Source organism: uncultured Aquimonas sp. (assembly GCF_937888285.1).
Classification (GTDB): domain Bacteria; phylum Pseudomonadota; class Gammaproteobacteria; order Xanthomonadales; family Xanthomonadaceae; genus Aquimonas.
In genome coordinates, this window is record NZ_CALART010000105.1 from 49,401 (window position 1) to 62,462 (window position 13,062).

At 69.3% G+C, this 13,062-nt stretch carries 14 protein-coding genes and 1 pseudogene; 10 read left to right on the top strand and 5 right to left on the bottom strand.

Going from position 1 to position 13,062, the window contains the following annotated elements; genetic code table 11:
* Positions 1-93: 93 nt before the first annotated feature.
* Positions 94-1,338 (top strand): threonine/serine exporter family protein, encoded by a 1,245-nt coding sequence (locus Q0654_RS18840; protein WP_298856542.1) that lies wholly within the window; start codon positions 94-96, stop codon positions 1,336-1,338.
* Between the two features lie 161 nt (positions 1,339-1,499).
* Here the strand turns inward: Q0654_RS18840 and Q0654_RS18845 are convergent, their stop codons facing one another.
* Positions 1,500-1,880, bottom strand: a complete 381-nt coding sequence (locus Q0654_RS18845; protein WP_298856543.1) for an H-NS histone family protein — start codon at positions 1,878-1,880, stop codon at positions 1,500-1,502.
* A gap of 397 nt (positions 1,881-2,277) precedes the next feature.
* Here Q0654_RS18845 and Q0654_RS18850 point away from each other — a divergent pair, with 397 nt between their 5' ends.
* The 4 genes from Q0654_RS18850 to Q0654_RS18865 are packed head-to-tail and all read left to right on the top strand — an operon-like array spanning position 2,278 to position 6,237.
* Complete coding sequence (locus tag Q0654_RS18850; RefSeq protein WP_298856544.1) at positions 2,278-3,093, top strand: SDR family oxidoreductase; 816 nt, start codon at positions 2,278-2,280, stop codon at positions 3,091-3,093.
* Complete coding sequence (locus Q0654_RS18855) at positions 3,093-4,157, top strand: phosphotransferase (RefSeq protein ID WP_298856545.1); 1,065 nt, start codon at positions 3,093-3,095, stop codon at positions 4,155-4,157. The genes Q0654_RS18850 and Q0654_RS18855 overlap by 1 nt, the downstream gene beginning before the upstream one ends.
* Positions 4,157-5,374, top strand: a complete 1,218-nt coding sequence (locus Q0654_RS18860; protein ID WP_298856546.1) for an acyl-CoA dehydrogenase family protein — start codon at positions 4,157-4,159, stop codon at positions 5,372-5,374. Before Q0654_RS18855 ends, Q0654_RS18860 begins: the two co-directional genes overlap by 1 nt.
* A 23-nt stretch (positions 5,375-5,397) precedes the next feature.
* Positions 5,398-6,237, top strand: coding sequence for an IclR family transcriptional regulator (locus Q0654_RS18865; RefSeq protein WP_298856547.1), 840 nt, complete (start codon positions 5,398-5,400; stop codon positions 6,235-6,237).
* A 62-nt stretch (positions 6,238-6,299) separates the two neighbouring features.
* Here Q0654_RS18865 and Q0654_RS18870 read toward each other — a convergent pair whose 3' ends face one another.
* The 4 genes and pseudogenes from Q0654_RS18870 to Q0654_RS18885 all read right to left on the bottom strand — a co-directional run bounded on the left by Q0654_RS18870 (position 6,300) and on the right by Q0654_RS18885 (position 8,763).
* Positions 6,300-6,782, bottom strand: coding sequence for a YajQ family cyclic di-GMP-binding protein (locus Q0654_RS18870; RefSeq protein ID WP_298856548.1), 483 nt, complete (start codon positions 6,780-6,782; stop codon positions 6,300-6,302).
* 35 nt (positions 6,783-6,817) lie between these two features.
* The gene (locus Q0654_RS18875; RefSeq protein WP_298856549.1) at positions 6,818-7,612 is read right to left on the bottom strand and encodes a M23 family metallopeptidase; all 795 of its coding nucleotides are present in this window, start codon (positions 7,610-7,612) and stop codon (positions 6,818-6,820) included.
* A 119-nt stretch (positions 7,613-7,731) separates the two neighbouring features.
* A pseudogene (gene yidD, locus Q0654_RS18880) lies at positions 7,732-7,941 on the bottom strand (membrane protein insertion efficiency factor YidD); the annotation flags it as partial.
* Between the two features lie 195 nt (positions 7,942-8,136).
* Positions 8,137-8,763, bottom strand: a complete 627-nt coding sequence (locus Q0654_RS18885; RefSeq protein ID WP_298856556.1) for a hypothetical protein — start codon at positions 8,761-8,763, stop codon at positions 8,137-8,139.
* Between Q0654_RS18885 and dksA the strand changes: the two genes are divergently transcribed.
* From dksA to Q0654_RS18910, 5 genes are all read left to right on the top strand, one after another.
* Complete coding sequence (gene dksA, locus Q0654_RS18890; RefSeq protein ID WP_298856550.1) at positions 8,747-9,277, top strand: RNA polymerase-binding protein DksA; 531 nt, start codon at positions 8,747-8,749, stop codon at positions 9,275-9,277. The two genes, Q0654_RS18885 and dksA, sit on opposite strands and share 17 nt — an antisense overlap.
* Before the next feature lie 190 nt (positions 9,278-9,467).
* Positions 9,468-11,513, top strand: coding sequence for a DNA polymerase III subunit gamma/tau (dnaX, locus tag Q0654_RS18895; RefSeq protein WP_298856551.1), 2,046 nt, complete (start codon positions 9,468-9,470; stop codon positions 11,511-11,513).
* A 70-nt stretch (positions 11,514-11,583) separates the two neighbouring features.
* Positions 11,584-11,907 carry a YbaB/EbfC family nucleoid-associated protein gene (locus tag Q0654_RS18900; protein ID WP_298856552.1) on the top strand — a complete coding sequence of 108 codons (324 nt, stop codon included), beginning with the start codon at positions 11,584-11,586 and terminating at the stop codon, positions 11,905-11,907.
* 24 nt (positions 11,908-11,931) lie between these two features.
* On the top strand, positions 11,932-12,549 hold the full coding sequence (gene recR, locus Q0654_RS18905) for a recombination mediator RecR (RefSeq protein WP_298856553.1): 618 nt from the start codon (positions 11,932-11,934) through the stop codon (positions 12,547-12,549).
* The gene (locus Q0654_RS18910) at positions 12,546-12,890 is read left to right on the top strand and encodes a histidine triad nucleotide-binding protein (protein ID WP_298856554.1); all 345 of its coding nucleotides are present in this window, start codon (positions 12,546-12,548) and stop codon (positions 12,888-12,890) included. Before recR ends, Q0654_RS18910 begins: the two co-directional genes overlap by 4 nt.
* Positions 12,891-13,062 lie beyond the last annotated feature (172 nt).

Here is a 13,062-nt window from a genome sequence, read left to right on the forward strand (position 1 = left end):
CGCAGTATGACCAGCCAGCATCGCGCTGGGGAGGCGTCGGTCGCCTGTACCCGCCGGCCCGGTATTCTGGGCGGCCCTGCGAATCCCTCCATCATGACCCGCCAGCCCAGCTACGCCGATCGCATCGAATTCCTGCTGCAGCTGGCGGCCAGCCTGCACACCTACGGCACCACCGCGCAGCGCCTGGAGCTCGCCATCTCGAAGGTGGCCGCGCGCCTGCGCCTGCGCTGCCAGGCCATGGCCAATCCGACCGGGCTGATCCTCTCGGTGGTGGATGCCGATGCCGAGGTGGAAGAAGGCGCACCGGCGGCCGAGACCACCCGCGTGGTGCGCCTGGAGCCTGGCGACGTCGACTTGGCGCGCCTGTGCCAGGCCGACGCCATTGCCGAGCAGGTGCTGGCGGGCGAAATGAGCCTGAGCGAGGGCTCGCGCGCACTGCGCGCCCTGAAGGCGCCCTCCGGGGTGGCGGCGCAGGCGCTCACCGCTTTCAGCTTCGGCCTGGCCTCGGCCAGCGTCGCCGGTCTGCTGGGCACTGCCTGGGCGGACATCGCAACGGCGGCCGGCATCGGCTGGGTGATCGGTGCGATGTACGTGCTCGGCGCCGGTCGGCCCCGGCTGTCCGAGGGCCTGGACGCCATTGCGGCCCTGCTTGCGACCCTGCTGGCGACGGCGGTCGCGTACTGGCTGGTGCCGGTCAATCTGAAAACTGTGGTGGTGGCGAGCCTGATCGTGCTGCTTCCGGGCCTGACCTTGGCGAATGCGGTATCCGAGCTGTCCAGCCAGCATCTGATGGCCGGCACCGCGCGTTTCGCTGGTGCGGTTTCGACCCTGCTCAAGCTCACCTTCGGCACCGTTGCCGCCACCCAGTTCGCTCGTTTGCTGGGCTGGGTGCCGACCGAGCCTCCCTCGCCAATGCCGCCGGAATGGCTGGAGTGGGTGGCCCTGCTGGTGGCCGCCTATTCGTTCGCGGTGCTGTTCCGCGCCGATCGTCGCGACTATCCGGTGGTGATGGCCTCGGCCATCCTCGGGTATCTGTGCAGCCGTTATGGCGGCGCCGCGCTGGGCAATGAAGTGGGCGTGTTCATGGCCGGCCTGGTGGTGAGTGCCGCGAGCAATGTCTACGCCCGGACCTTTCGCCGGCCGGGCGCGGTGGTGCGTGTGCCGGGCATGATTCTGCTGGTGCCGGGAAGTGTCGGGTTCCGCAGCCTGTCATTCGTATTCGAGCGTGATGTGTTTCTCGGTTTGGATGCGGGATTCACCGTCATCACGGTCCTGATATCGCTGGTGGCGGGCCTGCTCTTCGGCAATCTGCTGGTGCCGCCGCGGCGCAGTCTTTGAAAGCGCCTCAAGGGCTCCTGCCGCCATGCTCATGCCGCCAGCGGCGGCGCCTCTCTGACCCTGGCGCCGGCTCCTTCCCGCCCTGCCGTCCGTAACTCGGCCCCCCAGAACGCACAACGCCGGCGCGTGGCCGGCGTCGTGTGCTTGCCTGCAATCCTTGCTCAGCCGACGCGCAGCGAATCCTGCGAAGCGCCCGACGCCAGTGCATCCTTGAACCAGTTCGGGCGCTTGCCGCGGCCGCTCCAGGTCTGCGAGGGGTCAGCCGGATTCGCGAATTTGGCGCCCGCGCTGCCCTTGCCGCCTTTGCCGCCCTTGCCGAACAGCTCTTCGATGCTGTAGCCCTCGTCCTTGGCCAGCTGGCTCAGCTTCTTGCGGACGTCATTGATGCGCTGCTTGTGCAGGTTGCGCTTGGCTTCCGCCGCTTTGGCGATCAGCTCATCCAACTGCTGCGGGGAAAGACCTGCCAGATCGATTGCCATTTGAATCTCCTTTGGACGGATTCGAGTTCTTGTGGGGCTGCGCAGTGCCGAGGGTTCGCGCATTCGTGCGAACGCCAAGGCTTATAGCGCAAGCCACCGAATCTGACAATGTTTCGGGGTGGCGCATGCCAGCGTCGGGTGAGGGCCTGGTACAGCTGACTGGAAGCTTCACTCCCTATCTGACTGGCAGGCCGCGCTGTGTGCTCCGATTGCCGGAGATTGCGAATGACCCGCTAATCGGCGTTTGCGCCGCCTGCGCGCGATCGAGCTCGGCGATCTGCGCGGGAAGCACTCATTGCGCGTGCCAGTCCATTCGCCAGCTCGGCCAGTGCGACTTCACCCCCTCCACGCGTGGCGTGCCCTCCTCGACGCAGCAGGCGGTGCACGCGATTCGGCTGCGCTGTCTCGTGCTCGCTGCGCGGGCTATCATCAGACGTCGCCTCGCAGAATCAAGTGCTGCATGGCGGAACAAACAAGCATCTTCTCCGGAGTGTTCACCATGGGCGTACGCCAACTCTTTGAACTCAGCGGCCGTGTGGCCGTTGTCACCGGCGGCTCGCGCGGGCTGGGTCTGCAGATCGCCGAAGGCCTGGCCGAGATGGGCGCCAAGCTCGTCATCACTGCGCGCAAGGTCGAGGAGCTGGCGCAGGCCCAGGCCCACCTGGAGGGGCAGGGCGCCGAGGTGCTGGCCATTCCCATGGACATCGCCAAGCCGGCCGCCGCCGCCGCCCTGGTCGACGCCGCGCTGGCGCGCTTCGGCCACATCGACATCCTGGTCAACAATGCCGGCGCCACTTGGGGCGCGCGGGCCGAAGAGCACCCGCCGGAAGCCTGGGCCAAGGTCATCGATCTGAACTTGAACGCGCTGTTTGCGCTGACCCAGGAGGTCGCGCGCCGCTGCCTGCTGCCGCAGGGCAAGGGCCGCATCATCAATGTCTCGTCGGTCGCCGGGCTGGGCGCTTCGCCGCCGGAGGTGCTGTGCGCCGCGGCCTACCACGCCAGCAAGGGCGCGGTGGTCAATCTCACGCGCGCGCTGGCCGCCGAATGGGGCGGCCGCGGCATCACCGTCAACGGCATCTGCCCCGGCTTCTTCAGCAGCAAGATGGCCGACAAGATCATCGAGCGCTCGCACGAGCTGCTGACCCGGCTGACGCCGCGCGGCCAGATGGGCGGCGAGGAGGATCTCAAGGGCTTGGCGGTGCTGCTGGCCTCGGATGCGTCGGCGCATATCAATGGCCAGAACATCGCCGTCGACGGCGGCATGAGCGTGCTCTGATGGCCTTGCCCGCAGGAGTGACCGCGGTGCGCGAGGCGCATCGTGTCGATGAGGCCGCGCTCGCCTTCTGGTTGAAGCAGACGCTGCGCTTCGAGGGCGCGCTGAAGCTCTGGCAGTTCGAGGGCGGGCAGAGCAACCCGACCTACTACCTCGAAGTCGGCGACGAGCGGCTGGTGCTGCGGCGCAAGCCGCCGGGCAAGCTGCTGCCGTCCGCGCATGCGGTCGACCGCGAGTACCGGGTGATCCGCGCGCTGCGCGACAGTGCCGTACCCGTGGCCGAAGCCCTGGCCCTGTGCGAGGACGAGGCCGTCATCGGCACCGCCTTCTACGTGATGCGCCACGTGCCGGGCCGGGTGTTCTGGGACCCGAAGCTGCCCGAGCTCGAACCCTCGCAGCGGCGCGAGTCCTTTCTGTCAATGGCGCGCACCATTGCCGCCCTGCATGCGGTCGAGCCCGCCGCCGTCGGGCTCGAGGACTACGGCGCACCGGGCAATTACCTGGAGCGGCAGACGAGTCGCTGGACCCGTCAGTACCAGGCCTCGGAGGCGCCGCCGATCGCGGCGATGGAGCGCCTGATCGAATGGCTGCCGGCGCACCTGCCGCCGCCGAATGCGGTGCGCATCGTCCACGGCGACCTGCGCCTCGACAATTTCATCTTCGCGCCCGAGACCATCGAGATCCGCGCCCTGCTGGACTGGGAGCTGTCCACGCTGGGCGATCCGCTGGTCGACTTCGCCTACAGCACCCTGACCTGGCGCATGCCGGGCGTGGGCTTTCGCGGCCTGGCCGGCGTCGACATCGAGGCCCTCGGTATTCCAAGCGAGGCCGAGTACATCGCCGAGTACTGCCGCCTCGCCGGCGTCGAAGTCGGCGAGGACGGCCGGCCCGCGCACTGGAACATCTACCTCGTCTTCAACCTGTTCCGGCTCGCCGCGATCCTGCAGGGCGTGCTGGCGCGTGCGCTGGCTGGCAATGCGGCCTCCAGCAAGGGCGCGGAGATGGGTCGGCAGGCCGTGCCGCTGGCCGAGCTGGCCTGGGCCATCGCACAGAAGGAAGCGCCCTGATGGACTTCGAATATTCGCAGCGCACGAAAGACCTGATGGCCCGCGTCGAGGCCTTCCTTCAGGCCGAGGTGTATCCGAACGAAGCCGCCTTCTTCGACGAGGTCGAGGCCAACCGCCGCGCCGGCAACGCCTGGGTACCGACCCGGGTGGTCGAGGCGCTCAAGGCCAAGGCGAAAACCGTCGGGCTGTGGAACCTGTTCCTGCCCGAATCCTCGCGTGGTGCAGGGCTGAGCAATGCCGAATACGCGCCGCTGTGCGAGCTGATGGGCCGCTCGCCGATCGCCCCCGAGGTGTTCAACTGCAGCGCGCCCGACACCGGCAACATGGAGGTGCTGGAGCGCTACGGCACGGCCGCGCAGCAGGCGCAGTGGCTTGAACCACTGCTGGCCGGCGAGATCCGCAGCTGCTTCGCCATGACCGAGCCCGAGGTGGCCTCGTCGGATGCCACCCAGATCCGCACCCGCATCGAGCGCGAGGGCGATCAGTACGTCATCACCGGCCGCAAATGGTGGAGCTCCGGCGCCAACGACCCGCGCTGCCGGATCCTGATCGTGATGGGGCAGAGCCAGCCCGATCACCCGAGCCCGCACCTGCGGCAGTCGATGATCCTGGTGCCGATGGACACGCCCGGCGTGCAGCTGCTGCGCTCGCTGCCGGTGTTCGGTTACGACGATGCGCCGCACGGCCACGGCGAGATCGTGTTCGACAACGTGCGTGTGCCGGTCGAAAACATCCTGCTCGGCGAGGGCCGAGGCTTCGAAATCGCCCAGGGCCGGCTCGGGCCGGGGCGCATCCACCACTGCATGCGCCTGATCGGACTGGCCGAGCGTGCGCTCGAACTGATGTGCAAGCGCGCGCTGTCGCGGCACGCCTTCGGTCGCGCCGTGGCCGAGCAGGGCGTGACCCGCGAGCGCATCGCCGAGGCGCGCATTCTGATCGACCAGGCCCGCCTGCTCACCCTGAACGCGGCCTGGAAGATGGACACGGTCGGTAACAAGGTGGCGGCCAAGGAGATCGCGATGATCAAGGTGGCCGCGCCGAACATGGCCTGCCAGGTCATCGATTGGGCCATCCAGGTGCACGGCGGCGGTGGCGTGAGTAATGACTTTCCGCTCGCGTACGCCTACGCGATGGCGCGTACCCTGCGTTTGGCCGATGGACCCGACGAGGTCCACCGCAACCATATCGCCAAGCTCGAGCTGAAACGCTGGAGCTGAACCACGCAGGGAACCCAAGGGCAATGACCGACCGGAACGACAACGCGACCAGTGCTGCCGACGAAACCCTGGCCACCGAGGCCGGCATCCGCGCCGAGGAAGCGCGCGACCGCCGCTTCGTGACGGCCCTGGCGCGCGGGCTGGCGATCCTGCGCTGCTTCAAGCGCAGCGAGCGCTGGCTGGCGAACAGCGAGATCGCCAGCCGCACCGGCCTGCCGCGTCCGACGGTCTCGCGCCTGACCTATACCCTGACCCGGCTGGGCTACCTCGAGCACTCGCAGAAGCTGGAGAAATACGCGCTGGGCGCCAGCGTGCTGGCCCTCGGCCACGCCTTCCTGGCGGGCGAGGACGTGCGCACGGTGGCGCGCCCGCTGATGCAGGCGCTGGCGGAGGAAGTGCAGGCCAGCGTGATCCTCGGTGCGCTCGACCAGACCCAGATGGTGGTGCTCGAGGTCTGCCACGGCAGCAACGCCTTCCATATCCGCCGCGAGATCGGCGAGCGTCTGCCACATGGCACCACCGCGCTCGGACGCGCTTACCTGGCGGGGCTCGATGGGGCGCGCTACGAGCAGGCCCTCGCCGCACTCGAACAGCGCGTGCCCAAGGCGCAGCGCGCGAGCCTGCGCAGCGGCGTCGATCAGGCCCGCGCGGATCATGCGGAACACGGCTTCGTGTTCTCGCTGGGCGACTGGATGCCCGAGCTCTACGCGGTCGGCGTGCCGCTGCCGATCCAGGGCGGCGAGCGCCTGCTGGCGCTGTCGGTCAACGGCCCGGTCTACAGCATGACCCGCGAGCGCCTGGTCGGCGAAGTCGGGCCCGCGCTGCTGCGCGCACGCGACGCCATCCTGCAGCGGGTGGGCTGACAGACCCCGCAGGCGGGTGGTGCCTCAGCCGCACCCTCTTGCTGACCTCGGCCGCGTTCCCCTCAGTCGCGAAAGTTGTCGAACTGCAGCGGCAGCTCGAAATCGCTCTTGCGCAGCAGCGCGATCGCCGCCTGCAGGTCGTCGCGCTTCTTGCCGTTGACGCGCAGTTTCTCGCCCTGGATCTGACTGTCGACCTTGATGCCGCTGGCCTTGATCGCGGCGACGATCTTCTTGGCCGTGGCCTGCTCGATGCCCTGCTTGATCTTCACCGCCTGGCGCGCGCCGGCGACGTTGGTTTCGACCTCGCCCGGATCGAGGCAGCGCACGTCGATGCCGCGCGCGGTCAGGCGCTGGCGGAGGATGTCCATCAGCTGCTGCAGCTGGAACTCGCTGTCGCCGCGCAGCTTGACGGTCTTGTCCTCCAGCTCGAAGGCGGCCGAGGTGCCGCGGAAGTCGAAACGCTTGCCGAGCTCGCGGCTGGCCTGGTCGACGGCATTGGTCAGTTCGTGGGCGTCCACTTCGGAGACGATGTCAAAGGAAGGCATGCTGGGCCTCGGAAAGGGTTGGGAAGGGAGGGGAATCAGGGCAGCAGCAGGGCTGGATCGAGTCGCGTCGCGAACCAGTTGAGGCCCCAATGCAGATGCGGGCCCGACGCGCGGCCGGTCGCACCGACCGCGCCGATCGTCTCGCCGCGCTCGATCCGCTGGCCCTCGCGCACATCGATGCGCGACAGGTGCAGGAAGCTCGAGGACAGGCCGTGGCCATGGTCGAGCAGGACAGTGCCGCCGGTCAGGAACAGGTCGGGCCCGACGAAGCTGACGATGCCGGCCGCTGGCGCCCGGATCGGCGTGCCGGTGGGCACGGCGATATCGAGCCCCATGTGCGGCGCGCGCGGCTCGCCGTTCAGGATGCGCTGGCTGCCGTAGACGCCGCTGATGCGGCCACCCTCGATCGGCCGCACGAACCCTGCGGCGAAATCGATGCGGTCGTCATTGCGCTCTCTCGCCTGGGTGACCGCCGCCTGCTCGCGGGCGATGCGCTCGGCGATTGCCGGGTCCGGCGTTACCGTCTGCTGCGGCAGGCCGTTGACGCGCTCGACGCGGAAATCGCGCGGCACGATGCGGATGCTGTGTACATGGCGCGCGCCGCTGCGCTCGATGCGCGCGAACTCGAGCGTGCCCGAGGCCTCGCGGCCGACCCCGAACACCAGCCAGCCCTCGGGCGAGACCTTGAGCGCGCGGCCGTCGAGTTCGGCGCGCTCGCCCGGCGTAAGCTGCACGATGGCTGCACCGCCCTGCGGCAGGCGCTCGGGAATCGCGCCCGCACGCGCGTCGAGTGCGCAGGCGAGCAGCAGGATGTTCAGCAGGATTCGCATCGAGCCTCGGTGCGCTGGCGTTGGTCGGTTGGGGGCACGTCGGCGTCCGCGGGCGGCCCGGCATCCGGCGCGTCGGCGCCACAGCGGCAGCGCCGATGCTCGCCGCGCTTCGGCCAGCGCTCCGGCACGGGGTCGAGGCCGCCATCGCAGAACGGCTGGCAGCGCGCCAGGCGCCGCGCCGTCAGCCAGCTGCCGCGCAGCGCGCCGAAGCGCTCGATCGCCTGCATGCCGTAGACCGAGCAGCTGGGATGGAACCGGCAGTGCTGGCCCAGCAGCGGGCTGATGAATCGCTTGTAGCCCAGCAGGAGTAGGATCAGCAGTCGACGCACGGTGCGGGCCGAGGGGAAGGGGAAAGGTGCCGGCGATCGCGCGCGAGCAGGGTGAGGATGCCGGATCGCGGCGATCGTGGAATCGATGCCTGAAGGGATCATCGACGCCGGCGAGACAGCCTTTGCGCAAGGCCTCCGCGCTTGCCGCAGCGCGGTCGACAGGCTATAACACGCGCCCGCTGAGCCTCAAGCAACTCACACAAAGGGAAGGGCTATCGTGGCAGCGAAGTCGAAAGCGGTGAAAGCACCGGCCAAGTCGGCCGCCACAGCCAAGTCGAAGGTGACTGCGGCGAAGGCGACCAAACCCGCAGCGAAGCCTGCAGCGAAGCCAGTGGGCAAGCCCGCGGCAAAGGCAGCGGCGAAGTCGACAGCGAAGTCCACCGCCAAGCCGGCGGCGAAAGCCGTCGTGAAGTCAGCCTCCAAGGCGGCTGCCAAGCCCAAGACCGTCGCTCCCGCGAAGAAGGCGGTGAGCAAGAGTTCCGCCAAGCCCAGCCCGAAGCTGCCGCCGAAGTCGGCCGCCAAGCCGGCGGGCAAGGCCGTCAAACCCGTCGCCAAGACGCAGCCGGCGGCAAAGTCCAAGCCTGCGGTCATCGCCAAGAAGGCGATGAGCACGGTCAAGTCGATCACCCAGGCGATCGTGGGCATGGTCAAGCCCAGCGCCGCCAAACCTGCAGCAGCCAGCGCGAAGCCGTCGACTGCAGTCAAGAAACCGGAGCCGGTCGCCGCTAAAGTGTCGACGCCTCCAGCGTCCGCATCGGCAGCGAAGCCCGCCGCCGCGGTCGCCTCCACAGCAACAGGGAACCCGATGAAATCAAGCGTCACCAAAGCCAAGGGCGGCAGCACCAGCGAAGGCGGTCGCGCACGCGCCGTCGCGCCGAGCCGTCCAGCCCCGCAGTCCGAGCCGCTGGTCGCGCACCAGGTGGTCCGCGTCGATCTGCCGGAAGGCTACAAGCCCAGCGCCAAAGAGGAGTACATGTGCCCCGAGCACCTCGAGTACTTCCGCCAGAAGCTGATCAACTGGCGCGCCGAGCTGGTGGAGGAATCCAAGCAGACCATCGACAACCTGCGCGAGGAAGTGCGCGATGTCGGCGACGAAGCCGAGCGCGCTACCCGCGAGACCGAGAACTCGCTGGAGCTGCGCACGCGTGACCGCTACCGCAAGCTGATCAACAAGATCGAGAAGGCGCTGAAGCGCATCGACGACGGCTCCTACGGCTACTGCGAGGAAACCGGCGAGGAGATCGGCGTCGATCGTCTGGAGGCGCGCCCAATCGCCACCCTCTGCCTCGACGCCCAGGAGCGCTGGGAGCATCGCCAGAAGCTGATGGGCGACTAGTTCCGTATTCGCGATAGCGCGCATCTGCAGAAGCCCCGCACCGCGGGGCTTCTGCGTTTTCGCCTGCGGCTGGTGAGTGCCAGCCACCAGGGCTCGGGTGACCGTGGCTGCGGTCTGCCGCCCGCATGCGCGGCCGCAGCGGCCGCGCATGGCACAATCGCGGGTCGCTCCACGGCTGCAGGTGCCGCCCATGTCCTATCTCGTCCTCGCCCGCAAATGGCGTCCGCGTCGCTTCGCCGAACTGGTGGGGCAGGAGCACGTCGTGCGGGCGCTGACGCATGCGCTGGAGAGCGGGCGCGTGCACCACGCCTTCCTGTTCACCGGCACCCGTGGCGTCGGCAAGACCACCATCGCGCGCATCTTCGCCAAGAGCCTGAACTGCGAGAGCGGGCAGGGCGCCGAGCCCTGCGGCGAATGTTCGGTCTGCCGCGACGTCGACGCCGGCCGCTTCGTCGACCTGCTGGAGATCGACGCCGCCAGCAACACCGGCGTCGACGATGTGCGCGAGCTGATCGACAACGCCCAGTACATGCCGGCGCGCGGCCGCACCAAGGTCTACCTGATCGACGAAGTGCACATGCTGTCGAAGCCGGCCTTCAACGCGCTGCTGAAGACGCTGGAGGAGCCGCCGGGCCATGTGAAGTTCCTGCTCGCCACCACCGACCCCGAGAAGGTGCTGCCGACGGTGCTGTCGCGCTGCCTGCAGTTCAACCTGAAGCGGCTGACGGTCGAGCAGATCCAGACCCAGATGACCGCGATTCTCGGTGCCGAGGGCATCGAGGCGGAGACCTCGGCGCTGGCCCAACTCGCGCGCGCGGCCGACGGCAGCCTGCGCGACGGTCTGTCCCTGCTCGACCAGGCCATTGCCTACGGCGGCGGCGCGCTGCGCGAGCCCGAGGTGCGGGCCATGCTGGGCACGGTCGACCGCGCCCAGGTCGGCGCGCTGATCGAGGCCCTGGTCGCCGCCGACGGCGCGCGTCTGCTGGCCACGGTCGACAGCATCGCCTCGTTCGCACCCGACTTCGGCGCGGCGCTGGACGCCCTGGCCGAAGCCCTGCATCGCCTGCAGCTCACCCAGCTGGTGCCCTCGGCGGCGGTCGAGGACGAACGCCTGGACCTGAAATCCCTGGCCGAGCGCGTGCCGGCCGAGCGCGTGCAGCTGTGGTACCAGATGGCCCTGCAGGGCCGCCGCGAACTGCCGATGGCGCCCAGCGAGCGGATCGGCTTCGAGATGGCCCTGCTGCGCATGCTCGCCTTTGCCGGTTTCGATCCGGATGCAGTGCCCGCCCGACCGGCTGGCGCCGCGGCGCGCAGCGAGCCCGCGCGCAGTGCGCCTGCGCGCACGGAGTCGTCTGCGCGCGTGGCCGAGCCCGCAGCGCCGCGTTCGGTCGCGGGTGCCTCTGACGCCATCGCGCGCCTCAGCGCGGTCTTCGACGACTCCCCCGCGCGCTCACGTGGCCCCACGGCTGAAGCGCCTGTCTCGCCGCGCGCTCAAGCGCCTTCGCCGGTGATGGCTGCACTGGCGCGTTCGGGCTCGGCAGCGCTGCGGATGGCGCCGGAGCCCGAACTGCCGGTGTCGCCTCCTGCCCCGCAGGCAGAGGCACGACGTGAATCGTCCGAGCCGCCGCGCGAGCCCGTGGAAGCGATGCCGAGGCCCGCGACACCGCCAGCGCCCGCAGCCGTAGACCTGCCCTGGGACGACGCGCCGGCCGCGCAGCAGCCACGCATCGGGGCCGTACCGACTTCGGCTGCAGCGCTGCCGCGCGCAGGCGAGGACAGCATCGCCACTGCCGCCGTCGAGACCTCGCGCCCGGCGCTCAAGGCCGTGGACGCGCCGCCCGCGCGCCTGCTCGACCACGAGGACTGGCTCGATCTGCAGGCCCGCTGCGGCCTCGGCGGCCCGGTCCGCGAGCTCGCGGCGCATTCGGTGTTCGCCGGCTATGACGGCATCCGCCTGAAGCTCAGCCTGCCGTCGCGGCTCGAACATCTGCGCCTGGAAGGCACGGTCGCCGCGCTGGCGGCCAAGCTGGGCGAGGCCCTCGGCGAGCCGCCGCGCATCGAATTCATCAGCGAGGAGCTGCAGCGCGAGACCCTGCACGCGCGCACGCACCGCCAGCGCGGCGAGCGTCAGGCCGCGGCCGAAGAGCGCTTCCAGAACCACCCGGCGGTGCGCCGCCTGATCGACCAGCACGGCCTGCGCCTGGTGCCCGACTCGATCCGCCCGCTCGACGAGTGATCCCTCGCGCTTCGCGAATCCCGAATCCCGAATCCCGAATCTCCAATCCCCGCTTCCAAAGGAATTCCCAATGCGTGGACCCCTCGCCGGCCTGATGCAGCAGGCCCAGAAGATGCAGGACAACATCAAGAAGGCCCAGGAAGAGCTGGGTGCGATCGAAGTCAGCGGCCAGGCCGGCGGCGGCATGGTCAAGGTACAGATGACCGCGCGCATGGACGTGCGCCGCGTGCAGATCGATCCGTCGGCGATCGGCGACGACATCGAGATGCTCGAGGACCTGATCGCCGCGGCCTTCAACGACGCGGTCAATCGCGCCAACGAGGCCTCGCAGGCGCATATGGCCAAGGCCACCGCCGGCATGCCGCTGCCGCCCGGCATGAAGCTGCCGTTCTGAGCCTGGACTCCGGATCGAGCGCGCATGGCCCTGCTTGAACAGCTGATCGACGCCCTGCGCGTGCTGCCCGGCGTGGGTGCCAAGAGCGCGCAGCGCATGGCCTACCAGCTGCTGGAGCGCAACCGCGAAGGCGGTCGGCGCCTGGCCGCGGCGCTGGAGGCGGCGATGCGCGGCATCGGCCACTGCGAGCGCTGTCGGACCTTCAGCGAGGACAGCCTGTGCGCGGTCTGCGCGAGCCCCAGCCGCGACGCCAGCCAGCTCTGCGTGGTCGAGACGCCGGCCGACCAGACCGCGGTCGAAGCCGCCACCGGCTATCGTGGCCTGTACTTCGTGCTGCTGGGTCGACTGTCGCCGCTGGACGGCCGCGGCCCGCGCGAGCTCGGTCTGCCCCAGCTCGACGCGCGTCTGGCGGAAGGCGAGGTGCAGGAGCTGATCATCGCCACCAGCGCCACCGTCGAGGGCGAGGCCACGGCGCATTACCTGGGCCAGCTCGCGGCCAAGCATGGCGTGCGCGCCAGTCGTCTGGCGCACGGCGTGCCGCTGGGCGGCGAACTCGAATACATCGATCGCGGCACCCTGGCGCATGCCTTCGGCTCGCGCCAGGCGGTTCCCCAGACACCCCGCACAGGAGCATCGGAATGAGCGACACCCTCTTCGACCGGATCATCCGCCGCGAAATCCCCGCCGACATCGTCTTCGAGGACGAGCATGTGCTGGCCTTCCGCGACATCAATCCGCAGGCGCCGGTGCACGTGCTGTTCATTCCGAAGAAGCCGATCGCCACCCTCAATGACCTGGAAGAGGCCGACACCCTGCTGGCCGGCCGGCTGATGAAGGCCGCCGCCGACTACGCCAAGCGCGAGGGCTTCGCCGACAAGGGCTATCGGGTGGTGATGAACACCAATCGCGATGGTGGGCAGTCGGTCTACCACATCCACCTGCACCTGCTGGCCGGCCGGCAGATGACCTGGCCGCCGGGCTGATGCGTTTTCGCACGCAAGCGCACACAGAAAGGGCGACCCGCGGGTCGCCCTTCGTTTTCCGGAGGAACGCTGGGACCTGGCGCCCGTGTGCAGCTTGGCCTTGCAGGTCGAGCGGGCCCTCAGAGGGTGTCTACATAATTGGCTACACTTGCGGCACCGTCCGTGAAGTGGC